The organism is Streptomyces sp. NPDC048623 (genome assembly GCF_040650755.1).
GTDB lineage: Bacteria > Actinomycetota > Actinomycetes > Streptomycetales > Streptomycetaceae > Streptomyces.
In genome coordinates, this window is record NZ_JBEZHV010000003.1 from 339,762 (window position 1) to 365,219 (window position 25,458).

Genomic DNA, 25,458 nt, shown 5'->3' on the forward strand with positions numbered 1-25,458 from the left:
GTCAGGCTTCCGCACGAGATCCCGGCGGGCTTCCGCCTGACGGAAACGCCGGCGACCGGGCGCGGTCCTGGCTGTCAACGTTCGAGGTGTTCGGGACGTTCACAGTTGCTCAGGAGATGCCATGGCCGATGCCGTCGACACCGTCGTCGACACCGTCACCTCCGTACCGGTCGCCGTCGTCGGCGGTGGGCCGGCCGGCCTGATGCTGGCGCACCTGCTGGGGCGCGCGGGGGTCGACACGGTCGTGATCGACACCCGCACCCGGCAGGAGATCGCGACGACCCACCGGGCGGGCATCCTCGAAGCCGACGCGGCCCGCGACCTGATCGAGACCGGGGTCTCCGACCGGATCCTGCGCGAGGGCCACGAGCACGAGGGCACCGAACTCCGGTTCGGCGGCCGGCCGCACCGCATCGACTTCAAGGCGCTGGCCGGCGTGTCGGTGTGGCTCTACCCGCAGACCGACGTGTTCATCGATCTGGCGGACGCGCGGGACCGCGACGGCGGCACGGTCCGTTTCGGGGTCAGGGACACCGAGGTCCTCGACATCACGACCGGTGCTCCGCGGGTCCGTTACACGGCGCCCGACGGCTCCCGGCACGAGATCCGGGCACGGTACGTGGTCGGTGCGGACGGATCGCGCAGCATGTGCCGCGATCTGGTGCCGGAGGACCGGCGGGTGCGGTACGGCAAGGAGTACCCCTTCGCGTGGTTCGGGATCCTCGCCGAGGCGCCGATGAGCGCGCCCGAGCTGGTCTACGCCCACTCCGAGCACGGCTTCGCGCTGATCAGCCAACGCACCGAGTCCGTGCAGCGCATGTACTTCCAGTGCGACCCCGACGAGTCCGTCGACGACTGGTCCGACGACCGGATCTGGGAGACCCTGCAGGCGCGGGTGGCCGGTGAGGACGGCTTCCGGCTGAAGGAGGGGCCGGTCACCGAGAAGACGGTGCTGCGGTTCCGCTCCTTCGTTCAGGAGCCGATGCGCTGGGGTTCGCTGGTGCTCGCCGGGGACGCCGCGCACACGGTGCCGCCGACCGGCGCCCGCGGACTCAACCTCGCCCTGCACGACGTGAAGATCCTGGCCGACGTTCTTCCGCGGGCCCTCGGCGGCGCGGGTGAGGCCGCGCTCGACGCCTACCAGCCGCGCGCGCTGCAGCGGGTGTGGCGGGCGCAGAACTTCTCCCACTGGATGACCCAGCTGCTGCACACGGCGCCCGGCGACTCGCCGTTCGACGTGCGGCGCCGGCTCGGCGAGCTCGACAACGTCGTGGGCACGCGCGCCGGACGCGCCTATCTCGCCGAGCAGTACACCGGCTGGCCCGTCGGCTCCCAGGGCTGATCCAACCAACCCGGCCGACCCGCCGACCCCGACGACCCGGCCGACCCGGCCCAGCCGCCCCGCCGCCCCGCCGACCCCGACGACCTCAGGAGACAACTCATGATCATCGACTGTCACGGTCACTTCACCACGGCACCACCGCAGTTGGCGCAGTGGCGGGACCGGCAGGTGGCGGCGGTCGGCTTCCCCGAGGACGCGCCCGATCCCGACGACCTGGTCATCAGCGACGACGACCTGCGCCAGGCGATCGAGGGCAACCAGCTGCGGCTCATGGACGAGCGCGGCAGCGACCTGACGGTCTTCTCCCCGCGGGCCAGCTTCATGGCCCATCACATCGGCGACTTCCAGGTCTCCTCGACCTGGGCGCGGATCTGCAACGACCTGGTCCACCGGGTCAGCACGCTGTACCCCGGCCGCTTCGCCATGGGCGCGATGCTGCCGCAGTCCCCCGGCGTCGACCCCGCGACCTGCCTGCCCGAGCTGCGCCGCGCGGTCGAGGAACTCGGCGCGGTGACCGTCAACCTCAATCCCGACCCGTCGGGCGGCACGTGGACCGCGCCGCCGCTGACCGACCGCAGCTGGTATCCGGTCTACGAGGCGATGGCCGAGTACGAGATCCCCGCCATGATCCATGTCAGCACCTCGTGCAACCCCGCCTTCCACACCACGGGCGCCCACTACCTGAACGCCGACACCACGGCGTTCATGCAGCTGGTCCAGGGCGACCTGTTCACCGACTTCCCGACCCTGCGGTTCGTGATCCCGCACGGCGGCGGCGCGGTGCCGTACCACTGGGGCCGGTTCCAGGGTCTCGCGATGGCCCTCGGCCGGCCGGAGCCCGAGACCCTCCTCGACAACGTCTTCTTCGACACCTGCGTCTACCACCAGCCCGGCATCGACCTGCTGACCCGGGTGATCCCCAGCAGGTCCGTCCTGTTCGCCAGCGAGATGATCGGCGCGGTCCGCGACATCGACCCGCGTACCGGCCACCACTTCGACGACACGAAGCGGTACGTCGACGCCACCCCGCACCTGTCGGACGAGGAGCGTGCCGCCGTCTACTCCGGCAACGCCCTGCGCGTCTACCCCCGACTCGCCGACCGACTCGCCGCCCGGCTCGCCGACCGCCCCGCCGCGGCCGGCCGCTGACCCCCGCATTCCAGGAGACGTACGCATGGAACACACCGAGATCGGCGTCGTCCGCACCAAGGTCGACCGTGCCGCCCCGGAGGCCGTGGCCGCGCTGTCGGAGTTCGGCGTGGCGACGATCCACGAGGCCATGGGCCGGACCGGACTGATGCGGCCCTACCTGCGCCCGGTCCACCCGAAGGCCCGGATGTGCGGCACGGCCGTGACCGTGCTGCTCCAGCCCGGCGACAACTGGATGCTCCACGTCGCGGCCGAGCAGATCCGGGACGGGGACGTCGTCGTCGCGGCCTGCACGACCGAGAGCGAGGACGGCTTCTTCGGCGAACTGCTCGCGACCTCGTTCCGCGCCCGGGGCTGCCGGGGCCTGGTCATCGACGGCGGTGTGCGCGACGTGACCGACCTGGAGGGCATGGGCTTCCCCGTCTTCTCGCGCGCGGTCAACGCCAAGGGCACGGTGAAGGCCACCCTCGGCTCCGTCAACGTGCCCGTGGTCTGCGCCAACGCTCTCGTACGGCCCGGTGACGTGGTCGTCGCGGACGCCGACGGTGTCGTCGTGGTGCCGCGCGAACGGGCCGCCGACGTGGCGGCCGCCGCGGCGGCGCGCGAGGCGAACGAGGAGGGCAAGCGTGCGCGGTTCCGGGCCGGCGAGCTCGGCCTGGACATGTACGGCATGCGCGGCCCGCTGGCCGAGCTCGGACTCCGGTACGAGGACTGAACGATGACGACGAACGCAGAGAACACGACCTTCGAGAAGACCCCCGGCTGGCTGGACTGGTACGCCGGGCCGAGCACGCCCCGGTACCGGCTCCCCGACGGCGCCGTCGACACGCACTGCCACATCTTCGGCCCGGGCGCCGAGTTCCCGTACGCGCCCGAGCGCAAGTACACGCCGTGCGACGCGTCCAAGGACCAGCTCTTCGCACTCCGCGACCACCTCGGCTTCGCCCGTAACGTCGTGGTGCAGGCGACCTGTCACGGCGCCGACAACGCCGCCATGCTCGACGCCCTGCGGGCCTCCGGCGGGCTGGCCCGGGGTGTGGCGACGCTGCGGCCCGACGTCACGGACGCGCAGGTGCGGGAGCTGCACGAGGCGGGTGTCCGCGGGGTGCGGTTCAACTTCGTCAAGCGGCTGGTGGACGCGGCGCCGCAGCAGGACCTGCTGGACATCGCCGAGAAGATCGCGCCGTACGGCTGGCACGTCGTCGTCTACTTCGAGGCGGCCGACCTCGCCGGCCTGCGGGACTTCTTCCTGTCGATCCCGGTACCGCTGGTGGTCGACCACATGGGCCGGCCGGACACCGCGAAGGCCCCGGAGGGGCCCGAATTCGAGGCGTTCCTCGACTTCCTGCGGGCCCGGCCGGACATCTGGTGCAAGGTGACGTGCCCGGAACGGCTCTCGGTGACCGGCCCGCCGGCCCTCGACGGCGAGCGGCACGCGTACCGCGACGTCGTCCCCTTCGCCCGGCGCGTGGTCGAGGAGTTCCCCGACCGGGTGCTGTGGGGCACCGACTGGCCGCACCCCAACCTCACCGACCACATGCCCGACGACGGGCTGCTCGTCGACTTCGTCCCGCACATCGCGCCGACGCCCGAGCTCCGGCGCAAGCTGCTCGTCGACAACCCGATGCGCCTGTACTGGCCCGACACCGCCACCGACACCGACCGCCCCCTCCCCTGATCGGAGCCCCGGCATGGCACTGGACAAGACCTACAAGCTGGTTCCGGGAACGACCATCTTCGACTCCGAGCAGTCGGCCAAGGGATACCACCTCAACCAGTTCTGCATGTCGCTGATGACGGCGGAGAACCGGGCGAGCTATCTCGCCGACGAGCGCGCCTATCTGGACGCGTGGCCGCTGCGGGAGGAGCAGAAGCAGGCGCTGCTCGACCGCGACCTCAACGCGGCGATGCGCGAGGGCGGCAACATCTACTTCCTCGCCAAGTGGGGTGCGACGCTGGGGCTCTCGTTCCAGCAGATGGCGGGCTCGATGACCGGCATGGCCGAGCAGGAGTACCGCGACATGATGGTCGGCGGCGGCCGCCCGGTCGAGGGGAACCGGATCGACCGCGCCGTCCTCGAAGCGGCCCGTGCCGCGGCGAGCCACGACCCGGCGGCGCCCGCCGAGCATGCCGTGATCACCGGAGCCGTCTTCACCTCGCACGTGCCGGCGATCGGCGCGGCCCTCGACCACGGCAGGACCGCCGAGCCGTACTGGCAGCCGGTCTTCGAGGGGTACGAGTACTCCAGGGCGTGGGAGCGGGAGAACACCCCCGACGTCATCTTCCTGGTCTACAACGACCATGCCAGCGCCTTCGACCAGTCGGTGATCCCGACCTTCGTGCTCGGCACCGGCGCCTCCTACCCCGTCGCCGACGAGGGATACGGTCCCCGCCCCGTGCCCGGCATCGAGGGCGACCCCGACCTGGCCGCGCACATCGCGCACTCGCTGATCCGGGACGACTTCGACCTCACCCTCGTCAACGAGATGGCCGTCGACCACGGACTGACCGTGCCGCTGTCGCTGATGTTCGGCGACGACGTCGAGAAGTGGCCGTGCAAGGTCATCCCGTTCCACGTCAACGTGGTGCAGTACCCCGTCCCCTCCGGTGCCCGCTGCTTCAGGCTCGGTCAGGCGCTGCGCAAGGCCGTCGAGTCGTACGACCGGCCGGTCAGGGTGCAGGTGTGGGGCACCGGCGGCATGAGCCACCAGTTGCAGGGCCCGCGCGCCGGCCTGATCAACCGGGAGTGGGACAACGCCTTCCTGGACAGGCTGGTCGAGGACCCGGCCGGCCTGGCCGGGATCCCGCACCTGGAGTACGTGGAGGAGGCCGGCTCCGAGGGCATCGAGCTGGTCATGTGGCTGATCGCCCGCGGTGCGATGAGCGATGTCGACGGCTCCGGCGAGGTCGAGGTCAAGCACCGCTTCTACCATGTGCCGGCGTCGAACACCGCCGTCGGCCATCTGATCCTGGAAAACCACCCGCGGGTCGGCGAGCCCGCCGTGAAGGAGTGACATGACTGACGACCGGACCCTGCGGATCGCGCTGGCCGGCGGCGGTGCCTTCGGCGCCAAGCACGCGGCCGGGCTGAAGCGGATCGAGGGGGTCGAGGTGGCCGCCGTCGTGAGCGACAGCCTGGAGAACGCGCGGAAGTTCGCCGCGGAGCAGGGCGTCGGCCGCGCCGTCGCCTCCCTGGACGAGGTGCTGGCCATGGACGACATCGACGCCGTCATCCTCGCCACCCCCACACCGCTGCACGCCTCGCAGACCCTGGCCTGCCTCGAAGCGGGCAAGCACGTCGAGGTCGAGATCCCGCTCGCCGACTCGCTCGCCGACGCCGAGGCGTGCCGGGCGGCGCAGGAGCGCACCGGGCTGGTCGCGATGGTGGGCCACACCCGGCGCTTCAACCCCAGCCACCAGTGGGTGCGGCGGCGGATCGAGGCCGGTGAGTTCCACCTCCAGCAGATGGACGTGCAGACGTACTTCTTCCGCCGGACGAACCTCAACGCGCTCGGGCAGCCGCGCTCCTGGACCGACCACCTGCTGTGGCACCACGCCGCGCACACCGTCGACCTGTTCGCGTACCAGACCGGCTCGCCGATCGTGCAGGCCAACGCCGTGCAGGGCCCGATCCACCCCGAGCTCGGCATCGCGATGGACATGTCGATCCAGCTGCGCGCGGCGAACGGCGCCATCTGCACGCTGTCGCTGTCGTTCAACAACGACGGCCCGCTGGGCACGACCTTCCGCTACATCGGCGACACCGGCACGTACCTCGCCCGGTACGACGACCTGTTCACCGGCGAGGAGGAGCCGATCGACGTGAGCGGCGTCGACGTGTCGATGGACGGCATCGAGCTCCAGGACCGCGAGTTCGTCGCCGCGATCCGCGAAGGCCGCGAGCCCAACACCTCCATCGCCCGGGTGCTGGCCTGCTACCGGACGCTCGCGGCCCTGGAGGAGCAGCTGAACGCCGCCGGCGCGGGCGCGTGAGCGCGCCGACGGGTGCCGGCGCGGGGTATGCCCCGCGCCGGATCGGGCCGCGCCGGATCGGGCCGTTCGAGGTCCCGGCCGTCGGTCTGGGCTGCATGAACCTGAGTCACGCGTACGGTGTCCCGCCGGCGCCGGAGGCCGCGGAACGACTGCTCCTGACGGCCGTGGAGGAGGGCGTCACGCTCTTCGACAAGGCCGCCCTGTACGGCTTCGGCGCCAACGAGGAGCTGGTCGGCCGGGTCCTCGCCGGCCACCGGGACCGGATCGTGCTCGCCAGCAAGTGCGGGATGACCGGGGTCGACGGGCGCCGTGTCATCGACGGGCGTCCGGAGACGATCCGGCGCACCGCCGACGAGGCACTGTCCCGGCTGCGCACCGACGTCATCGACCTCTACTACCTGCACCGCCTCGACCCGAAGGTGCCGGTCGAGGAGAGCGTCGGGGCGATGTCGGAGCTGGTCGCGGCCGGGAAGGTGCGTGCCCTGGGCGTGTCGGAGGTGTCCGCGGCGACCCTGCGCCGGGCGCACGCCGTGCACCCGGTCGCCGCGCTGCAGAACGAGTACAGCCTCTGGACGCGCAACCCCGAGGAGGGCACGCTCGCCGCGGCCCGTGAACTCGGGATCGCCCTTGTGGCTTTCAGCCCGCTGGCCCGCGGGTTCCTCACCGGCGCCCCGCCGGACCCGGACGCCCTGCCGGCCTCCGACATCCGCCGGGGCATGCCCCGCTTCGACGCCCACCACTACCCCGCCAATCTGGCCCTGCGGTCCGAGCTCGCGCGGCTGGCGGAGAAGGCCGGAATCAGCCTTGCGCAGCTGGCCCTGGCCTGGGTCGTCTCCCAAGGTCCTCATGTCGTCGCCATCCCCGGGACCCGGTCGGTGGCCCATCTGCGGGAGAACCTCGCGACGCTCGACGCCGACGTGCCTGGCGAGGTCCTCGCCATGGCGGGGCGGGTGCTGAACGCGGCGACCGTGCGGGGCGCCCGGTACAACGAGGCCGCCCTCGCCGAGGTCGACACCGAGCGCTGCGGTCGGGCGGGCTGAGGCGGGGGCGAGACCCTCGTACCAGCGCATGGGAAAGCGCCCCGGACCGCGAGGGTCCGGGGCGCTTCGGTTCGCTCCGGGGCGCTTCGGGACAGGTCGGCGGCCGCCGGGTCAGTCCTTGACCCGGGAGGCCGTGCGCTCCAGATGGGTGCGCATCAGCGTGCTCGCGGCCTCGGTGTCGCGGGCGGCGATCGCCTCCACGAGTTCGCGGTGCTCCTTGGAACCGCGCCGGCCCATCGTGTCCGGCTCGTTGGCCTGGGCCTCTCGCAGGCTCATGAGCATCGGGCCGCGGAAGGACTCCACGAGCATCTCGATCGCCGGGTTGTGGGTGCAGGCCGCGAGACGGATGTGGAAGGCGGTGGAGAGTTCCATGGTGTACTCCCCCTTCCTCAGCGCCTTGGCGTGTGCCTCGCACATGGCCCGCAGATCGGCGATGTCCTCTTCGGTGGCCCGCTCCACGGCCAGCGGGACCACGCCCAGTTCGAAGATCAGCCGGGCCTCGGTGACCTGCGAGGCGGTGAGCGGGGAGAAGGTGAGCAGGTCGGCGAGGCCCTCGCTGACCCGGCTGGAGGTCGGGGCCGTGACGAAGGCGCCGCCGCGGGCGCCGACCCTGATCTCGACCAGGCCGTTGGCCTCCAGGATGCGCAGCGCCTCGCGGATGGTGACCCGGCTGCACCCGAACTGCACACACAGTTCGCGTTCGCTGGGCAGGCGGTCGCCGGGCTGCAGCCGGTCCTCCTTCAGCAGGTGCCGGATCTGCTCGACGATCACCTGGGACACACGGCTCGAGGAGACGGCCTTGAACAGCTCCTGCGGCACGGCCGGCTGCCTGGAGGTTGCCTCGTTCTCCGGGGTCTGACTCGCTCGGGGGGACATGGGGGCCATTCTTCCACGACGGAGCCGCTCCCAGGCCCTGTTATGACCGACGGAATAACGTCATACCAAAATACCTTTCCACCCGAGCCCCTACCCGCCCCGCCTTCTCCATTGGTAGAATGGTCTGACCATGCTGTATCGAGCTGTACTTCACCGAGCCGGGAGAGGGTCGCACCATGGGGAGTGGGACAGTCGTCGTCGGAGCCGGCCAGGCGGGACTGCAGCTGGCCGTGTCGCTGCGCCAGGCGGGCGACGAGGAGCCGATCGTGCTCGTGGGCGAGGAGCCGCACGCGCCCTATCAACGCCCCCCGCTCTCCAAGGACTTCCTCGCCGGAAGAGCCGGACAGGACTCCCTGGCCTTCCGGGACCCCGCCTACTACGAGCAGGCCGGCATCCGGCTGCTCACCGGTGAGCGGGTCACGGGGGCCGAGCCCGGCCTGCTGCACACCGCCTCCGGCCGCACACTGCCGTACGAGCGGCTCGCCCTGACCCTGGGCGCGGAGCCCGTACGCCTGCCGGTGGAAGGCGTCGGCCTCCAGGGGGTCTGCACCCTGCGCGGGATCGAGGACGCACGCACCCTGCGGGAACGCCTGGCCCGCGCCGAGCGGGTCGTCGTGGTCGGCGGCGGCTTCATCGGCCTGGAGACGGCCGCCGCGGCCCGCTCCCTGGGCGTGCACGTCACCGTGGTGGAGGCCGGGGACCGGCTGATGGCCCGCGCCGTGGCGCCCGTGGTCTCCGAGTTCTACCGGCAGGCCCACACCCGGCAGGGCACCGAGGTCCTGCTGTCCGCCGCCGTCGCCGGCTTCGAGGGCGCCGACGGGCACGTACGTGCCGCGGTGCTCGCCGACGGCACCCGGCTGCCCGCGGACCTGGTGCTGCTCGGCGTGGGCGTACGGCCGCGGACCGGGCCCGCCCGTGAGCTCGGGGTCGAGGTGGACGGCGGCATCGTCGTGGACGCCTGCTCGCGCACCAACGTGCCGGGCGTCGTCGCGGCCGGGGACTGCACCGTACGGCCCCACCCGCTCACCGGCGAGGGCCGGCTGCGGCTCGAATCGGTGCCGAGCGCCGTCGCACAGGCACAGGCCGCGGCGGCGAGCCTGCTCGGCCGCAGCGAACCGGACACCTCCGTCCCCTGGTTCTGGTCCAACCAGGGCGCACTGCGGCTGCAGATCGCGGGTCTGTCCGCCGGCCACGACACCACCGTGGTACGCGGTGACCCGGCGAGCGGACAGTTCTCCGTCCTCTACTACCGCCAGGGCACGCTCCTCGCCGCCGACGCCGTCAACCGGCCCGCCGACTACATGGCCGTCCGCCGGGCCCTCACGAAGGGCGAGCACCTGCCCGCGGACCGGGCCGGCGACGCCGGCGTGCCCCTGAAGCGGCTGCTGACCGAAGGTGCGGCCGGCGTGCGCTGAGCCGGACAGGCGCAGCACGAAGGAGCCGGACCCGATCGGGTCCGGCTCCTTTCACATGTGCCGCCGGTCGGCCCGGTCAGATCACCGCCGACTCCAGGGCCTCCGGGGCGAACAGCTCCTCCGGCCGGTACCGGCGCGGGGAAAGACCCTGCTCGTGGTGGTAGCGCAGGAAGGTCTCCAGCGTCTCCCGGTTGCCGTCGCCCAGGCCGTACGACCAGTAGTCGCGGCCGAACAGTGCGCGGGCCTCCTCCAGTTGGGGCGTGAGCCAGGGCAGCATGAAGCGCAGCGCGGAGGTGTCGTACAGGCTGTCGAGCGCCTGGTTCTTCGCCTCCAGGAGTGCCTTGTAGAGGGACTGGGCAACCCAGGGGTTCGCCTCGTAGACGTCCCGGCGGATGACGACCACATGCATGATCGGGAAGATGCCGGTGGCCGCCCAGTACTCCTTCTCGGCCGCCACCACGTCGGGGAAGACCCGGCGCACCCGCGGGTCACCGGCCTGGAAGGGGCTCGGCACGCGCGGTGTGCACAGGGCGTCGATCTCCCCCTCGGCCAGCATGCGGGCGAGCGTGTCGTCCTCGGCGATACGGCTGATGCGCACCGAGTCCGGCAGGGCGACCCCCGCCTTCTCGATCCGGCCCGGGGTCTCCTGGCCGCCGGTCACATGGGTGACCGAGTCGAAGGGGACTCCGTGCCGGTCACCGACGATGCCGCGCATCCACACGCACGCCGTCAGCTGGTACTCGGGGGTGCCGACCACCTTGCCGCGCAGGTCCTCCGGCTTCGTGATGCCGGAGTCGGCGTGGCAGTACAGCGCGCCGTGCCGGAACATGCGCGAGGTGTAGACCGGCAGCGCCACGAACGGGGACGGGTCGGCACTCAGCGAGAGGACGTACGAGGAGAGCGACAGCTCCGCCACCTCGAACTCGCGGTGGCGCATCATGCGGAAGAAGGTCTCCTCCACGGGCAGCCTGAGGTAGTTGACCTCGATGCCGTCCGGGCGGACGGTGCCCTCGGCGATCGCGCGTGTGCGGTCGTAGTCGCCGCAGGCGAAGGTCAGTCGTAGGGGTGCCATCGGTCACCTTCCCTGGGAACGGAGCCTGGCGTCCAGGCGCGGATAGACCCGGCGGGCGTTCGCCTCGTACACCTGGTGCAGCTGGTCCGGGGTGAGGCCGGCGGCGTCCACGTACGTCCGGGTGTCGTCCCAGGCGATGCCGGTCTCGGGGGCGACCCCGCGGACGGCGCCGAGCATCTCCGAGGCGAACAGCACGTGTTCGGTGCCGATCACCCGGGTCAGCAGGTCGATGCCGGGCTGGTGGTAGACGCAGGTGTCGAAGACGATGTTGCCGAGGAGTCCGGCCGGGTCCGCCAGGCCCATGCGGACCGCGAGGCCCCGGTAGCGGCCCCAGTGGTACGGCACCGCTCCCCCGCCGTGCGGGATCACGAAGCGCAGGCCGGGGAAGCGGGCGAAGAGTTCGCCGCCGCCCTGGAGGAGCTGCATGAACGCGGTGGTGTCGGCGTTCAGGTAGTGCGCGCCCAGGGTGTGGAAGACCGGGTTGCACGCGCTGGAGACGTGCACCATGGCCGGCACGTCGAGCTCGCACAGCGCCTCGTAGAGCGGGAACCAGGAGGGGTCCGTCAGCGGCGGGGCCGTCCAGTGGCCGCCGGAGGGGTCCGGGTTGAGATTGGCGCCGACGAAGCCCAGCTCACCGACGCAGCGGCGCAGTTCGGCGACCGCGTCGGCGACCCCGCCCGCGGGGGTCTGCGGGAGCTGGCAGACCGGGGCGAAGTGCTCCGGGAACAGCTCGCCGACCCGGTGCACCAGGTCGTTGGAGATCCGCGCCCAGGCCCGGGCGGTGGCCGGGTCCGTGACGTGGTGCTCCATGCCCGAGGCCTTCGGGGAGAACAGCATCAGGTCGCCGCCGCGCTCGCGCAGGACCTTCAGCTGGTTGTGCTCCACGCTCTCGCGCAGGGCGTCGTCACTGATCGGCGCCGGCCGCGGGACCGGCAGCGAGGAGTCGGCCAGGCGGGCCAACTGGGCGTCCCGGAAGGCCTGGAGGGGGGCGGGGGCCGTGGTGTAGTGGCCGTGGATGTCGATGATCACGCGTCGGCCTCCACGGATCCGTCGGGCTCCCCTGGTCCGCCGGCCTCCACGTAGGTGAGGCCCTTGGCGGCGAGCCGCTCGCGCATGTGGTTCACGTCCAGGCCGAGTTCGCCGCCCTGGTAGCGCTTGCGCAGGGCCGCCTCCTTCTCCTCGCGGGCCCGGGAGGCGGCCAGGACAACGGCGGCCCGCGCGCGCGGCACGACCACCACGCTGTCGTCGTCGGCGACGATCACGTCCCCGGGGTGGACGATCTGCCCGGCGCAGGCCAGCGGCAGGTTCACGTCGCCCAGGGTCTCCTTGACGGTGCCGAAGGCGCTGATGTGCCGGGCCCACACGGGGAATCCCATCTCCCGCAGGTCGGCCACGTCGCGGCAGCCCGCGTCGATGACGAGGCCGCGCACCCCGCGCGCGGCCACCGAGGTGGCGAGCAGGTCGCCGAAGTAGCCGGCCTCGGAGGGGGTGGTCGGGGAGACGACCAGGATGTCGCCCTCGCGGCACTGCTCGACCGCGACGTGGATCATCCAGTTGTCGCCGGGCGGGACGCTGACCGTGACCGCGTTGCCGGCCACATGGGCGCCCGGCCACACCGGGCGCAGCGCGGGTGCGAGCAGGCCGGTGCGGCCCTGCGCCTCGTGCACGGTGGCGACGCCGTACCGCGCGAGGGCGTCGACGACGGCCAGGTCGGTGCGGGGGGTGCGGGTGACGACCGTGCTCATGCGGCCGCCCAGGGCAGCAGGGACACGTGGACGGCGTCCTCTCCGGTCTCGCCGCCGACGGTCCGGATCGCCCGGTCCGCCTCGTGCAGCGGGAAGGTGTGCGTGGCCAGCTTCTCCAGCGGGAAGCGGCCCGACGCGAGCTGCTCCAGGGCCAGTTCGCAGGAGCGGTAGCTGTGGCCGCGGGCGCTCTTGAGCGCGATGGACTTCTCGGTGAGCTTCTTCAGCGGGAAGTCGGGGAACGCGGCGAGCTCGCCCTGGGAGACCATGACGCCCTCGCGCCGCTTGAGCGCGTTGATGCCGAGGAGTACGGGTGAGGTGCCCGCGCCCGCCGTGCAGTCGAGGACCACGTCGACACCGCGGCCGCCGGTGAGCTCCCTGACCCGGCTCAGGGCGTCCTCCTCCAGGACGTCGATGACGTGGTCGGCGCCGAGTTCCTGCGCGAGCGAGAGGCGGGCGGCGTCCCGGGTGGTGCCGGTGACGATGATCTGCGAGGCGCCCGCCTGCTTGCAGGCCACGACCTGGGACAGGCCCTGCTGGCCCGGGCCCTGGATGAGCACGGTGGAGGCGTAGCCCACTCCGGCGGTCACGAGCGCCCACTCGATGCCGTTGGACAACGGCGTGACCAGACCGGCCAGTTCGGCCGAGACACCGTCGGGCACCTTGTGGGTGACCGCGTTCCACGGCAGGTACAGGTACTCGGCGAAGCCGCCCCACAGCGTGCCGGGCTTCTCGCAGGAGGTGTAGCCGTAACGCCGGGCGTCGGGGTTGGTGCGCCAGTCGGTCGTCTCGCAGTGCCGGTACTCGCCCGCGTGGCACCAGGCGCAGCGGAAGCAGCCCACATAGTGCTCGACGAAGACCCGGTCGCCCTCGACCAGGCCCTTGCGGGCGGTGAACTCCCTGCCCGCCTTGGCGATGACGCCGACGTTCTCGTGTCCCATGATCACCGGGTCGGGGAACGGGGGCTTGCCGTACATCTTCGCGTCGGTGCCGCAGATCCCGGCGACCTCGACCTTCAGCAGTGCTCCGTCCGCCGGTACGTCGGGCATGGGCAGTTCGCGCATCTCGGTGACACCCGGCGCCGTCCTGACCGCAGCCCGCACTGTTTCTGCCATGACCCCTCCTCGGGGTGGAAGCCGTCGTATGACGACAGTCTATGGACTGATGGTCTGACCATGCTACCTTTCCGTCATGACGGATGATCAACTACGGACAGTCACCCGGACCCAGGGCAACAACCAGGCGCTCAAGACCGGGGCCGTCAGGCCTCACGGCTTCTCCTTCGACTTCGAGGAGGTCCCGGTCCTCGTCCACGCCTTCCGCCGCATGGTCCGCGAACACGCCTACGACATCAGCGAGATGGCGCTCACCACCTATCTGGTGGCCAAGGAGCACGGCGCCCGCTTCACGGCCGTGCCTGCCTTCCTGGTGCGCGGCTTCCACCACGGCGCGATCCATCACCACACCGGTGCTCCGGTCACCGACCCCAAGGACCTCGAAGGCCGCCGGGTCGGCGTCAGCCGCGGCTACACCGTCACCACGGGGGTGTGGGCCCGCTCCGTGCTTCAGGAGGAGTACGGGGTCGACCTGTCCAAGGTCACCTGGGTGCTCTCCGGCGACGAGCACGTGGCCGACTACACGCCGCCCGGCAACGTCGAGTCGCTGAAGCCCGGCCGCACCCTCGAAGAGGCCCTCGTGGCAGGGGACCTGGCGGCCGCGATCGGCATCAGGCCCGAGTCCGAACAGCTCGTCCCGCTGCTGCCGGACGCCGAGCAGGCGGGCTACCGGGCGCTCACCGAGCGCGGCCTCTTCCCCATCAACCATCTGGTGGTCGTCCGCGACGAGCTGCTCGATCGGAATCCCGAGCTGGCGGCCCAGGTCTTCGACGCCTTCGCCCGCTCCAAGCAGCGGTACGTGGAGCGGCTGCGGGCCGGCGAGGGCGACACCGCCACCGACGCCATGCACCGCCGGGTCATGCGGCTGACCGGCGCCGATCCGCTGCCGTACGGGATCGAGCCCAACCGGGGCGTGCTCGAAGCGCTGCTGAGGCACGCGGTGGACCAGCGGATCCTGAGCCGTCCGCGGCCGCTGGAGGAGCTGTTCGCCCCGGCGGCCCGGGACCTGGTGGGCTGAGCCGTCGTCCGCACCACACGCAGGGACAGGGAAGTGATCCGCATGCGTATCGCCATCGCCGGTGACCACAACGGCTTCCGGCTCAAGGGCCGGCTCGTCTCCTGGCTCACCGAGGCCGGCCACACGGTGGCGGACCTGGGCAGCCACACACCCGAGGAGGTCGACTACCCGGAGCTGTGCGTACGGGTGTGCGCGCGGGTGACCGAGGGCACGGCCGACCGCGGCATCGTGCTCGGCGGCAGCGGCCTGGGCGAGACCATCACCTGCAACAAGCTGCCGGGCATCCGCGCCGGGCTCTGCCCCGATCTGTGGTTCACGCGGATCTCGCGCGGCAACAACGACTCCAACGTGCTCGTCCTGCCCGCCAAGGTGCTTGAGGACGAGGAGGCCGAGCAGATCGTGGAGACGTGGCTGACGACTCCGTTCAAGGGCGGCGTCCACCGGCGCAGGGTGGACCAGATCGCCGCCCTGGAACGCGAGCAGGGCTGAGACACGCAATGGCCGTCGGCCCCGGGGGGTGACCCGGGGCCGACGGCCGTTCACGTACCGGAGAGTCACATGTCGGAAAGACACGCCCCGGAGAGGAAGGAAAGGATCCGCTCCGGAGCCGTGGAGTCCGTCTGCTCGGCGACCGGGACGTCCCAGTACTCGTTGACCGGCAGGCACTCCTGCAGATAGCGCGCCGCCGAGGGCGCGTGCGAGGTGTCCTGGCCGGGCACGATCAGCGCCGGCACGCGCAGCGTGAGCAGGTCCTCCGGCTCCACGCCCGGCACCGTGTCCCGGTCGAAGAGCAGCCGGGCGCTGCCGGTCACCAGGGTGCGGTAGCGCTCCGGGTCGCAGTCGGCGTACTCCTTCGCGAACTCCGCGTCACGGCGCAGCACATGGGACCAGGGTCCCACCCGCGGCTCCTTGGAGAAGCCCTCCCCGGTGGACCGGGCCAGGTCCACCACGCCCCGCAGCCCGTGCTCGGCCGCGTAGGCGAGGTGGGCGTCGAACCGCTGGTGCTGCTTGCGCCGGTAGTGCACCCCGCCGGCCGGCGAGTAAAGGACCATGCCCGCCACCCGCCCGGGCGCGGCCACGGCGAGCGCGGCCGCGGTGGAACAGCCGACGCAGCCGCCCATCAGGAAGGCACGGTCGATGTCCAGATGGTCGAGCAGGCCGAGCCCCTGGCGCACGTACCCCTCCCAGGACAGGCGCTCCAGGCGGCCGCCGGAGCTGCCGGACTCGCGCCGGTCGAAGGTGACGCACGTGTAGTGCTCGGCAAGGCGGTCCAGGAGGCCGAGCCGGCGGTAGACGCCGGTGGTCCGCCAGGCCTCCAGGCTGGAGTCGAAGCCGCCGGGCGAGAACATGAGCAGCGGGGGCCCGTCCCCGGTGACCTCGTACCGGGTGCTGATCCCGTCGATGACGGCCGTGGGCACGGGTCAGCCCTCCTCTGCCGGCGCCGACGCCGAAGCGGGCACGGACGCGGGCACCGGGGCCGGCACCGGGATGCCGCCCGCGATCTGCCGGGCGGCGACCACGTCCTCGCGGTACGCGGTGAGCGCGTCCAGGGCGATCCGGGCGACGTGCGCGTACGTCTCCGGCGGGTCGTCAAGGGACCCGGCGGAGTAGCCGATCGCGGCGTTCGCCATCCGCATCCGGCCGTCGAGCCAGGGGCCGCCGCCGAAGCCGCCGACCACCGGCACCGAGACCGCGGCGGCCACCGCGGCGCCCACCACCGGCCCGGAGTTGGTGAAGTTCAGCAGGACGGCGCCCGCCTCCTCAAGGCGTTTCGCCTCGGCGACCATCGCCTCCAGCATCTCCTCGGGCACCTGGTCGGCGGCCGAGGGGATCTCCCGGTACTCCACGCCGTAGCGCAGCGCGGTCTGCGGGGTGATGCCGAACTGGGCGAACACCGGGACGCCGGCCCGCGTGACGGCCTCGACCGCCTCCGGATAGTCGGCGGCCGCATCCAGCTTGACCAGGTCGACCCCGGCCTCCTTGGCGAAGCGGATCGCCGCCCGTACCGCGGCCGCACTCCCCTCCTGGAGCGGTCCGTACGGGAAGTCCGCGCTCAGCAGGGCACGCTTCGTGCCGCGCCGCACCGCCTTGGTGACGACCAGCATCTCGTCCATGGTGATCTCGAAGGGGTTGGTGTGCCCCCACAGGTTCACCCCGACGGTGTCGCCGACCGAGATCAGGTCGACCCCGGCCCGGTCGGCGATGCGGGCCATCTGGCAGTCCCAGGCCACCACTCCGACGATCTTGCGCCGCTCGTCCTTCATGCGCCGCAGCGCGGTCAGCGTCACCTTGTCCGTCACAGGTTCCGCACTCCTTATCAGTTTCTCGGGCGGAAACCGCGCTCAGGGTCTACACCCTGAGCGCGGTGAGCAGTTCGACCGCGTCGCTCTCGTCCGCGGACAGCAGCAGCACCCGGGCGTACGGCCGCAGGGCGGCGACCGCCTCGCCGGCCTCGTACCCCTCCCCGAGCACCACACCGGCCGTGGTGATGCCGCGCCGCCGGCAGACGGCACCGATGGCGGCGGCCACCCGGTGGCCGCGGTCCTCGGTGGCGAGCACGACCACCACGTCGGTGCGGGCGATCACCCCGTCCAGCGGGACGGGGGTGCCGTCCAGCCGGTGCAGGGTCTCGGTGCTGACCGCGGTGTAGAAGCGCGCGCCGGCCCACCGGCGGGCGGCGAGCCGGTGCGCCACCCCGGCCGCGCGGTCGTCGAGGGCGACGATCCGCGCGGTCCGGGCGGGGGCGATGGGCGCGTCGATGCGGAAGCGGGACTCGTGGGCCGAGGCGGCCCGGGCGCTCTCACTCAGCCGCAAGCCGGCCTGACCCATGGATCCCATGGATCAGACCGAGGTCTGCGGGGTGCCCGGCACGACCTTGACCGCGTCGCGGCAGGAGTCCAGGAAGGACTCCGCCTGCGGCAGGACGATCGCGACCGAGCGGACCTTGTGGTGCTCGGGGTCGACCCCGGGCGGAACGACGCCCTCGTCGCGCAGCGCGATCGCCGCCTTCCGCAGCTTCTGGCGGGCCTTGATGATGCCGCTGTCGGCGGGCACCAGGCGCTCCTTGGTGCGGTCGACGATCGGGCCCATCGACTCCTGCAGCGAGGAGTCCTGGATGGCGATGCCCCGGATGCCCGAGTACATCTCGCCGCTTCGCTGGGCCTCACGGTCCATCAGATAGTCGTTGTCCATGTTGGCTTCCGGCCGGTAGGTGCCGGGGATGTTCTTGCTGTGGACGCCGTGGCCGTCCTTCATCGCCTGGCGCTCGGTGTCGGTCAGCGGCCGGACGGGGTGGTAGTCGAAGGAGTACGCCCAGCAGTTCTCGTCGTCGATGGGCACCCACCAGTGGCCGTGCACCGGGTGGTCGCCGCGCGGCGGCACCATCGTGAACGAGGGCATCACATAGGGGGTGATGCGCCAGTAGTAGTTGCCCTCCTCGGCGTTGCGCCGGGCGCCCACGAACAGGCCTCCCTCGAAGTCGGCGACCTCGAAGAAGGGCTTGGTGTCGTTGAGGTTGTACTCGTTGCCCTTGGCGCCCTTGAACAGCGGGTCCGACTTGAGGCCGCCGGAGTGCAGGAAGGTGACGTGGCTGGAGTCGATGCCGCCCTCGAAGGCCTGCAGCCAGTTGCACTGCTGCCAGCGCTTGGAGGTGTAGGTCTGCTCGGCGGGCACGTGGATCCACTCGAACTCCGGCGGCTCGGGCCGGGTGGCCGCGTCGCCCATGTGGGTCCACAGCACGTCACCGATCTTGACCAGCGGGTACGAGGTGAGCTTGACGTTCTGGCAGAAGCTGGAGTTGTCCGCCTCGGAGGGCACGTCGGTGCACTGGCCGGTCACGTCGTACTTCCAGCCGTGGTACGGGCAGCGCAGCCCGCCCTCCTCGTTGCGGCCGAACCACAGGGAGGCGCCGCGGTGGGCGCAGAACTCGTCCATCAGGCCGTAGCGGCCCTCGCTGTCCCGGAAGGCGATCATGCGCTCCGAGAGGAGCTTGACCCGCACGGGCGGGCAGTCGTTCTCCGGAAGCTCCTCGGCGAGCAGGGCCGGGATCCAGTACTGCCGGAACATCTCGCCCATCGGTGTGCCGGGGCCGGTCTGGGTGAGCAGCTCGTTGATCTCTTGACGGAGCACGGGGTTTCCCTTCGGTTGCTGGGCCCCGGACGGGGCGGCTGAGGCTGCTGCTGCGGGCGGTGCTCGGGGCTCAGGACTCGGGTCTCAGGGCTCGGGTCTCAGGACTCGGCCGGCGGGATGTCCACGGTCAGCCCCGCCAGCTCCTGGGTGAGCGCGATCTGGCAGGCCAGGCGGCTGGTCGCGCGCCGCTCCGACACCGCGAGGTCGAGGAGGTCGTCCTCCATGTCGCCGGGCGGGCCGACGAGTTCCGCGAATTCCTCGCGCACCCACACGTGGCAGGTGGCACAGGACTGGTTGCCGCCGCACTCGGCGACGATGCCGGGGACGCCGTTGCGGACGGCGGCGGACATCACGGAGTCGCCGGGCTGGGCGTCGACGATGTGCTGGGGCCCGTCGGAGGCAACGAAGATGACCTTGGTCAAGGTCCCTCCCTCTGCTGGAAGTTGACACCATTCCCGTACCGGGGGCACGGGCCGACATCCACACTCTGCCTTATGGTCTGTCCATTGGACCATATGCGTGAAGAGAGAAACAAGAGAAAGGAAAGGGACCCGTCATGAGCCACCCCCGGACCCTGGTGCTGCTGCGCCACGGCGAGAGCCAGGGCAACGCCCGCGGCGCCTTCACCGGATGGATCGACGTCCCCCTCACCGCGCGCGGCGAGCGCCAGGCCCACGAGGCCGGCCGGCTGCTGCTCGCCCACGGGCTGCGCCCCACCCGCGCGCACAGCTCGAACCTCGCGCGCGCCGTACGCACCTGCGCCCTGGCCCTGGCCGCCGCGGGCCGCCCCGACGTCACCCCCGCCCACACCTGGCGCCTCAACGAGCGGCACTACGGCGCCCTTCAGGGCCTTGAGCGCAGAGCCGTACGCGCCCGGTACGGAGAGGAGGCCTACCGGCGCTGGCGCCGCTCCGTGGACGCCGTACCGCCTCCGCTCCCCGACCACGAGGCGGCCGCCTACGCGGGAGATCCGCGCTACGGCGACCTCGACGCGGCGCGACTGCCGCGCAGCGAGTCGCTCGCGGACGTACGCGCCCGGCTTCTTCCCTACCTGTACGGCGTGGTGGCGCCGGAGCTCCGCTCGGGGCACACCGTCCTGGTCACCGCCCACAGCAACTCGCTGCGCGCCCTGGTCTCCCACCTGGACGCGCTGACACCGGACGAGACAGCGGAACGTAATATTCCGACCGGTATGCCGCTCTGCTACGAACTGGACGCGCGACTGCGTCCACTCCTGCGCGGCGGACGCTATCTGGACCCGGAGGGCGCCCGCGCGGCCGCCAAATCCGTGGCCGAGCAGGGCTTTTAGCGTCGCATTTCCGGACTCTGCAGATCCGTTGACGGGCCAACTACGTGGACTTATGGTTCTACCAATCCCAGCCCTCGTACGCCCCGCTCAGCGGCGCGACAAACCAGGAAGGGTCCCGATGTCCAAGGACGCCATCGTCGACGACACGTTCGCAGCGAAGTTCGCCACCGAGAAGGACTCCCCGTACACCCGCTGGGTCGCAGACGAAGGTCTCGACATCATCGCCGCGCACTACATCCCGGACCTGCGCACCGTGGAGCTCAAGCCCTGGGAGAGCCGCGGCGGGCGCGGGGTCTTCATCAACCACGAGGCCACCCGCACCTCCAACGACTGCTACGTGTGCGAGATCCCGGCCGGCGGCAAGCTGGCCCCGCGACGCCAGCTGTTCGAGGAGATGATCCTCGTCCTCGACGGCCAGGGCTCCACCCGCGTGTGGAACGACGAAGGGGCCTCGGTCACCTTCGAGTGGCAGACCGGCTCGATCTTCGCCATCCCGCTCAACGCGCACCACCAGCACTTCAACGGCTCCGGCCAGAAGGCCGCGCGCTTCGTGTCCTCCACGAACATGCCGCCGGTCATCAACCTCTACGGCGACCCCGAGTTCGTCTTCGACACCCCGCGCGACTTCCCTGACCGCTTCAACGGCGAGCCCGACTACTTCTCCCCCAAGGGAGAGCAGCGGGGCCTGCTCCTCGACACCAACTTCGTGGCGGACTCCGTCTCCCTGCCGCTGGTGGAGGCCAAGGAGCGCGGCGCGGGCGGCGGCCACATCCGCTTCGCGATGGCCAAGGGCTCGATGAACAGCCACATCTCGCAGTTCCCCACGGCCACCTACAAGAAGGGCCACCGGCACGGTCCGGGCGCCCATGTCATCATCCTGTCCGGCGAGGGCTACAGCCTCATGTGGCCCGAGGGCGAGGAGCCGCGCCGCTACGAGTGGGGCCCGGGCTCGCTCATCGTGCCGCCGAACATGTGGTTCCACCAGCACTTCAACACCAGCACCGAGCCGAGCCGCTACCTCGCCTTCAAGCACGAGGTCGTGTCCATGCGCAACGCCCAGGGCGTGCCGAAGGCGTGGATCAGCCGGCGCATCGGCGGCGACCAGATCGACTACGCCGACGAGTCCCCCTTCGTGCGCGACACCTTCCGCGAGGCCCTCGCCAAGCAGGACATGACCCCGCAGATGGACGCCACCTACGCGTCGGAGCTGGAGACCCTGCCGCCGCTTCCCGGCACCGAAGGCTGAGCCGGACGTGGTGCACACCCACACCGGCCCTCCCGCGCGCACCGCCCCTCTCCCACGCACCGTCCACGCCCCGCACGTGCCCGCGCACACGCACGACCACGACGACGACCCCCTGGGCCCGATCGAGGACAACCCGATCTGGCAGCAGGACAACGTCACCCTGCACAGCGTGGGCATCGACATCGGCTCCTCCGGCACACAGGTGCTGTTCTCCCGGATCCGGCTGCGGCGCATCGGCGAGGAGCTGACCAGCCGCTACCACGTCATCTCCCGGGAGACGCGCTATCTGTCACCGGTGGCCCTGACCCCGTACACCGACGGCGAGCACATCGACGCCGTCCGGCTCGGGGAGCTGATCGACGAGGCGTACGGGGCGGCCGGGGTCAGCCCCGAGCAGATCGACACCGGGGTGGTCATCCTCACCGGGGAGGCACTGCGGCGCCACAACGCGGAGGCGATCGCCGGCGTCCTGGCCGAGCGCGGCGGCCAGCTGGTGACCGCCACCGCGGGCCACCACATGGAGGCCCGGCTCGCGGCCTACGGCTCCGGTGCCGCCCGCCGTGCCTACGAGGAGCGACGACGGCTCCTCGTCGTGGACATCGGCGGCGGCACCACCAAGCTCGCCGTGGTCGAGGGCGGAGTCGTGCTCACGACCGCGGCGGTCCACATCGGCGGCCGCCTCCAGGTGACCGGCGAGGACGGGCGGATCGTCCGCCTGGAGCCGGCCGGCCGGCGCCACGCGGCGCGGGCCGGCTTCGACTGGCGGCTCGGCGACACGGTCCGCCCCGAGGATCTTGACCAGGTCGCCGAGGCCATGGCACAGGCCCTCGTGGACGTGCTGCGCGGCTCGCCCGGGGCGGACGGCCTGTACCTCACGGAACGGCTCGGTGATCCCGGCCCGCTCGACGGGGTGCTGTTCTCCGGCGGCGTGGCGGAGTACGTCTACGGGCGCGAGGAACGCGACTTCGGCGACCTGGGCCGACGGCTCGGGCACGCCGTGCGCCGACGGCTCGATGCCGGGGACATCCCCTGGCCGCTGCTGCCGGCCGGTGAGTGCATCCGCGCCACCGCGCTCGGCGCCTCGGAGTACAGCGTCCAGCTGAGCGGCAACACCGGCTTCATCAGCGACCCGGACGCCCTGCTGCCGCGGCGCGACCTGCCCGTGGTGCGCCCGCGCTACCCGCTGGGCGACACCGTCGACGCACAGGCGGTCGCCGAGGCGGTCCGACATCACCTCGACGACCGGGGGGCCGGGGACGATGTCGCGCTGGCCATGGAGTGGAGCGGGCTGCCGGAGTACGGCAGGCTGCTCGCCCTCGCCACGGGCATCCGCGACGGCCTGGCCGCACGCCTCGCGGCCGGCCGGCCGGTGTACGTCGTCCTCGACGGCGACGTGGCCATGACGCTGGGCCGGCTGCTGCGCGAGGAGCTCGGTGTCACGTCCGAGGTGCTCGTCGTGGACGGGCTGAGCCTGCACGACTTCGACCACATCGACATCGGGCGGGTGCGGCACCCCTCGCGCACCGTGCCGGTGACGATCAAGTCCCTGGTGTTCGGCGCGGATCCGCGCGAACAGGGCTGACCGGACACCGGTCACCACCGATAAAGGTCCGGTAACGTTTCCAGCTTATGGTTAGACCATAAGGCCAAAACTGCGCTTTCATTCGCAGTCAACGGCTCCTGTCAAGGGGCCGACAGTCCCTCGCAGTGCACGACGATCCACCGGCAATGACGCCCCAAGGAGCGATCGATGCATCATCACCGAACCCTCCCCGCCGTACTGCTGGCCACCGGTCTCCTGCTGGCCGCCTGCGGCACCCCGGTCACGACCGGCGCCCCGGACTCCAAGGGGTCCGGGGAGTCCACGGCCTACGCCGAGTACGACAGCCTCACCGGCCCGCAGCGGACCGAGAAGCTGCTCGCCGCGGCCAAGAAGGAGGGCGGGGTCCTCGACCTCTACACCTCCAACACCGACATCCAGGAACTGGTCGACGGCTTCCAGAAGGCCTACCCGGGCATCAAGGTCCGCGCCTTCCGCGCCAACTCCGAGACCGTCCTCCAGCGCATCCTGCAGGAGCACGGCGCCCGCAGGACGAACAACGACGTCGTCGACACCAACGACATCGAGCTGCGCGCCCTCCAGGACCAGCACGTGCTGTACGAGTACCGGGGCCCCGCCCTGGCGGGTCTCAAGCCCGAGGCGACCAAGCCCGACGGCTGGACGGCCGAACGGTTCAACGCCTTCGTCGTCGGCTGGAACACCGACGTGGTCCCCGCCGGCCAGGAGCCGAAGACCTTCTCCGACCTCGCCGACCCCAAGTGGAAGGGGAAGATCTCGGTCGAGATCGGTGACTGGGACTGGTACATGGCCATGTCCACCTACCTCACCGACGAGAAGGGCTGGTCGCAGGAGAAGGTCGACGACGTCTTCGCCAAGATCGCCAAGAACGCCCGGCAGACCAAGGGCCACACCGTCCAGGGCGAGATGCTGAGCGCCGGCCAGTTCGGCATCGCCGCTTCCGTCTACAGCCACACCCTGGACAAGGCGGTGGCGAAGGGAGCCCCCGTCGCCTGGCGGCCCTCGGTCGAACCGGTGATCCTGCGGCCCAACGGCCTCGCCCTGATGAAGGAACCGAAGCACCCCGCCGCCGCCCTGCTGTGGACGGACTGGGTGCTCACCGAGGGCCAGCGGGTCATCGCCGACTCCAAGCGCATCCCCGCCGCGAAGGAGGTCCCCGGCTTCAAGGACCCGATCCCGCCGGGCACCGAGGTCTACAGCCTCGACAAGTCCGACGCCTCCGACGGCCAGAAGTGGAACTCCGCCTACGACGCCCTGCTCCGGGGCGTCCCCAAGAACGACTGAACACCAGAGCCCGAAACCCCCGGGAGCACCCGATGAAGAGCCGTTCCGCAGTAGTCGCCGCGTTCACCGTACTGGCGGCCACGTCCCTGCTCACCGCCTGCGGAGGTGCCGTTCCCCAGGCGGCCGGCAGCGGCGCGTCCACCGAGACGTACGACAAGATCGCCTCGGCAGCCCCCGATCAGCAGCGCGCCGAGGCCGCCAAGGCGGCCAAGGCAGAGGGCAACACCCTGTCCCTCTACACCTCGATGACGGCCGACATCGTCGGCCCCATCTCCAAGGCGTTCACGAAGGACACCGGCGTCAAGGTCGAGGTCTTCCGCGGCAACTCCGAGACGGTCCTGCAGCGCATCTCCCAGGAGTCGCAGGCACGCCGGGCCGGCGCCGACGTCGTGGAGACCAACTTCGCCGAGATGGACGCCCTGTCGAAGCAGGGCGTCCTCGCGAAGTTCGACGGAGCCTCGCGCGACAAGCTCGACGCGACCGTGAAGTTCCCCGACTGGAGCGCCACCCGGCTCAACATCTTCCACCCCGCGTGGAACACCGATCTCATCAAGCCCGGTCAGGAGCCGACGAGCTGGGAGGACCTGGCCAAGCCCGAGTACAAGGGCAAGATCACCCTGGAGATCAGCGACGCCGACTGGTACGCCAACGTCACCACGTACTGGCTCGGCCACGGCAAGTCGCAGGCCGAGGTGGACGCCCTGTGGAAGAAGATCGCGGCCAACTCCAAGGCCGCCAAGGGCCACACCACGATGATGCAGTTCCTCACCGCCGGGCAGACCGCCATGGAGGCGATGAACTACACCTACATCACCGAGCGTGCCAAGGAACAGGGTGCCCCCGTCGCGTACCTCCCCGCGAGCGGCAGGTCGACCGTTCCCGCCTTCCCGCGGCCCAACGGCGTCGGCCTGATCAAGGGCGCCGCACACCCGGGCGCCGCCTGGCTGTTCTACGACTGGATGCTCAACGAGGGCCAGAAGGTGATCGTCGACCTGCATCTGTCCCCCTCCACCAAGGTCCCCGGCGACAAGAGCCTGGACGGCCTCACCCTGGCCCCCTTCGCCATCGAAGCGCTCACCGACAAGAAGGCCGACTGGGACGCGAAGTACGACGCGCTGCTGCGTGGCGCCGACAACCTGGAGAAGTAGCA

The 25,458-nt window shown here is 71.3% G+C and carries 25 protein-coding genes; 15 read left to right on the forward strand and 10 right to left on the reverse strand.

The annotated features are described in order from the left end of the window. Positions 1 to 121 precede the first annotated feature (121 nt). The 7 genes from AB0C73_RS06720 (at position 122) to AB0C73_RS06750 (ending at position 7,524) form a co-directional block, all read left to right on the forward strand. A complete protein-coding gene (locus tag AB0C73_RS06720) occupies positions 122 to 1,342 on the forward strand; it encodes a 4-hydroxybenzoate 3-monooxygenase (RefSeq protein WP_362525410.1) in 1,221 nt (406 codons plus the stop codon). Positions 1,343 to 1,441: 99 nt separating this feature from the next. After that, complete coding sequence (locus AB0C73_RS06725) at positions 1,442 to 2,491, forward strand: amidohydrolase family protein (protein WP_362525412.1); 1,050 nt, start codon at positions 1,442 to 1,444, stop codon at positions 2,489 to 2,491. Positions 2,492 to 2,516: 25 nt separating this feature from the next. Continuing rightward, positions 2,517 to 3,206 (forward strand): 4-carboxy-4-hydroxy-2-oxoadipate aldolase/oxaloacetate decarboxylase, encoded by a 690-nt coding sequence (gene ligK / locus AB0C73_RS06730; RefSeq protein WP_362525414.1) that lies wholly within the window; start codon positions 2,517 to 2,519, stop codon positions 3,204 to 3,206. 3 nt (positions 3,207 to 3,209) lie between these two features. After that, complete coding sequence (locus tag AB0C73_RS06735; RefSeq protein WP_362525416.1) at positions 3,210 to 4,169, forward strand: amidohydrolase family protein; 960 nt, start codon at positions 3,210 to 3,212, stop codon at positions 4,167 to 4,169. A gap of 13 nt (positions 4,170 to 4,182) precedes the next feature. Then, complete coding sequence (gene ligA, locus AB0C73_RS06740; protein WP_362525417.1) at positions 4,183 to 5,505, forward strand: protocatechuate 4,5-dioxygenase subunit alpha; 1,323 nt, start codon at positions 4,183 to 4,185, stop codon at positions 5,503 to 5,505. Between the two features lies 1 nt (position 5,506). Next, positions 5,507 to 6,484, forward strand: a complete 978-nt coding sequence (locus tag AB0C73_RS06745) for a Gfo/Idh/MocA family oxidoreductase (protein WP_362525419.1) — start codon at positions 5,507 to 5,509, stop codon at positions 6,482 to 6,484. Further along, positions 6,481 to 7,524 carry an aldo/keto reductase gene (locus AB0C73_RS06750; RefSeq protein WP_362525421.1) on the forward strand — a complete coding sequence of 348 codons (1,044 nt, stop codon included), beginning with the start codon at positions 6,481 to 6,483 and terminating at the stop codon, positions 7,522 to 7,524. Before AB0C73_RS06745 ends, AB0C73_RS06750 begins: the two co-directional genes overlap by 4 nt. A 111-nt stretch (positions 7,525 to 7,635) precedes the next feature. On the opposite strand, the gene AB0C73_RS06755 is transcribed toward AB0C73_RS06750, so the two are convergent. After that, positions 7,636 to 8,400: a FadR/GntR family transcriptional regulator gene (locus AB0C73_RS06755; protein WP_362525423.1), complete on the reverse strand. Its 765-nt coding sequence runs from the start codon at positions 8,398 to 8,400 to the stop codon at positions 7,636 to 7,638. Between the two features lie 176 nt (positions 8,401 to 8,576). Here AB0C73_RS06755 and AB0C73_RS06760 point away from each other — a divergent pair, with 176 nt between their 5' ends. After that, positions 8,577 to 9,815, forward strand: coding sequence for an FAD-dependent oxidoreductase (locus AB0C73_RS06760; protein ID WP_362525425.1), 1,239 nt, complete (start codon positions 8,577 to 8,579; stop codon positions 9,813 to 9,815). A gap of 76 nt (positions 9,816 to 9,891) precedes the next feature. Here AB0C73_RS06760 and AB0C73_RS06765 read toward each other — a convergent pair whose 3' ends face one another. Genes AB0C73_RS06765 through AB0C73_RS06780 form a run of 4 tightly spaced genes read right to left on the reverse strand, consistent with a single transcriptional unit; the run spans position 9,892 to position 13,744 of the window. After that, the gene (locus tag AB0C73_RS06765) at positions 9,892 to 10,887 is read right to left on the reverse strand and encodes an ABC transporter substrate-binding protein (RefSeq protein WP_362525426.1); all 996 of its coding nucleotides are present in this window, start codon (positions 10,885 to 10,887) and stop codon (positions 9,892 to 9,894) included. A 3-nt stretch (positions 10,888 to 10,890) separates the two neighbouring features. Further along, positions 10,891 to 11,916 carry an amidohydrolase family protein gene (locus AB0C73_RS06770; RefSeq protein WP_362525428.1) on the reverse strand — a complete coding sequence of 342 codons (1,026 nt, stop codon included), beginning with the start codon at positions 11,914 to 11,916 and terminating at the stop codon, positions 10,891 to 10,893. Next, positions 11,913 to 12,632 carry a 4-carboxy-4-hydroxy-2-oxoadipate aldolase/oxaloacetate decarboxylase gene (locus tag AB0C73_RS06775; RefSeq protein ID WP_362525430.1) on the reverse strand — a complete coding sequence of 240 codons (720 nt, stop codon included), beginning with the start codon at positions 12,630 to 12,632 and terminating at the stop codon, positions 11,913 to 11,915. The genes AB0C73_RS06770 and AB0C73_RS06775 overlap by 4 nt, the downstream gene beginning before the upstream one ends. After that, entirely contained in the window at positions 12,629 to 13,744 is a 1,116-nt protein-coding gene (locus tag AB0C73_RS06780; protein ID WP_362525432.1) for a zinc-binding dehydrogenase, read from the reverse strand. Before AB0C73_RS06780 ends, AB0C73_RS06775 begins: the two co-directional genes overlap by 4 nt. A gap of 76 nt (positions 13,745 to 13,820) precedes the next feature. On the opposite strand from AB0C73_RS06780, the gene AB0C73_RS06785 reads away from it, so the two are divergent. Together AB0C73_RS06785 and AB0C73_RS06790 are read left to right on the forward strand one after the other, a co-directional pair. Then, entirely contained in the window at positions 13,821 to 14,762 is a 942-nt protein-coding gene (locus tag AB0C73_RS06785) for an ABC transporter substrate-binding protein (RefSeq protein ID WP_362525434.1), read from the forward strand. 42 nt (positions 14,763 to 14,804) lie between these two features. Next, positions 14,805 to 15,251 (forward strand): RpiB/LacA/LacB family sugar-phosphate isomerase, encoded by a 447-nt coding sequence (locus AB0C73_RS06790; protein ID WP_362525436.1) that lies wholly within the window; start codon positions 14,805 to 14,807, stop codon positions 15,249 to 15,251. A 65-nt stretch (positions 15,252 to 15,316) separates the two neighbouring features. Here AB0C73_RS06790 and AB0C73_RS06795 read toward each other — a convergent pair whose 3' ends face one another. The 5 genes from AB0C73_RS06795 to AB0C73_RS06815 all read right to left on the reverse strand — a co-directional run bounded on the left by AB0C73_RS06795 (position 15,317) and on the right by AB0C73_RS06815 (position 19,312). Next, positions 15,317 to 16,180, reverse strand: a complete 864-nt coding sequence (locus tag AB0C73_RS06795; RefSeq protein ID WP_362525438.1) for an alpha/beta hydrolase — start codon at positions 16,178 to 16,180, stop codon at positions 15,317 to 15,319. A 3-nt stretch (positions 16,181 to 16,183) separates the two neighbouring features. Then, positions 16,184 to 17,062, reverse strand: coding sequence for a 3-methyl-2-oxobutanoate hydroxymethyltransferase (locus AB0C73_RS06800; protein WP_362525441.1), 879 nt, complete (start codon positions 17,060 to 17,062; stop codon positions 16,184 to 16,186). Between the two features lie 49 nt (positions 17,063 to 17,111). Further along, complete coding sequence (locus tag AB0C73_RS06805) at positions 17,112 to 17,600, reverse strand: 3-methyl-2-oxobutanoate hydroxymethyltransferase (protein WP_362525443.1); 489 nt, start codon at positions 17,598 to 17,600, stop codon at positions 17,112 to 17,114. A gap of 3 nt (positions 17,601 to 17,603) precedes the next feature. After that, a complete protein-coding gene (locus tag AB0C73_RS06810; RefSeq protein ID WP_362525445.1) occupies positions 17,604 to 18,890 on the reverse strand; it encodes an aromatic ring-hydroxylating dioxygenase subunit alpha in 1,287 nt (428 codons plus the stop codon). A gap of 98 nt (positions 18,891 to 18,988) precedes the next feature. Next, on the reverse strand, positions 18,989 to 19,312 hold the full coding sequence (locus AB0C73_RS06815) for a 2Fe-2S iron-sulfur cluster-binding protein (RefSeq protein WP_362525447.1): 324 nt from the start codon (positions 19,310 to 19,312) through the stop codon (positions 18,989 to 18,991). A gap of 134 nt (positions 19,313 to 19,446) precedes the next feature. On the opposite strand from AB0C73_RS06815, the gene AB0C73_RS06820 reads away from it, so the two are divergent. The 5 genes from AB0C73_RS06820 (at position 19,447) to AB0C73_RS06840 (ending at position 25,456) form a co-directional block, all read left to right on the forward strand. Continuing rightward, a complete protein-coding gene (locus AB0C73_RS06820) occupies positions 19,447 to 20,199 on the forward strand; it encodes a 2,3-bisphosphoglycerate-dependent phosphoglycerate mutase (protein ID WP_362525449.1) in 753 nt (250 codons plus the stop codon). Positions 20,200 to 20,317: 118 nt separating this feature from the next. After that, positions 20,318 to 21,445, forward strand: coding sequence for an ethanolamine ammonia lyase-activating protein (locus AB0C73_RS06825; RefSeq protein WP_362525451.1), 1,128 nt, complete (start codon positions 20,318 to 20,320; stop codon positions 21,443 to 21,445). 76 nt (positions 21,446 to 21,521) lie between these two features. Next, positions 21,522 to 23,027: an ethanolamine ammonia-lyase reactivating factor EutA gene (locus tag AB0C73_RS06830; RefSeq protein ID WP_362525453.1), complete on the forward strand. Its 1,506-nt coding sequence runs from the start codon at positions 21,522 to 21,524 to the stop codon at positions 23,025 to 23,027. A 168-nt stretch (positions 23,028 to 23,195) separates the two neighbouring features. After that, a complete protein-coding gene (locus AB0C73_RS06835; RefSeq protein WP_362525454.1) occupies positions 23,196 to 24,308 on the forward strand; it encodes an extracellular solute-binding protein in 1,113 nt (370 codons plus the stop codon). A 32-nt stretch (positions 24,309 to 24,340) separates the two neighbouring features. Continuing rightward, positions 24,341 to 25,456 carry an extracellular solute-binding protein gene (locus AB0C73_RS06840; protein ID WP_362525456.1) on the forward strand — a complete coding sequence of 372 codons (1,116 nt, stop codon included), beginning with the start codon at positions 24,341 to 24,343 and terminating at the stop codon, positions 25,454 to 25,456. Positions 25,457 to 25,458 lie beyond the last annotated feature (2 nt).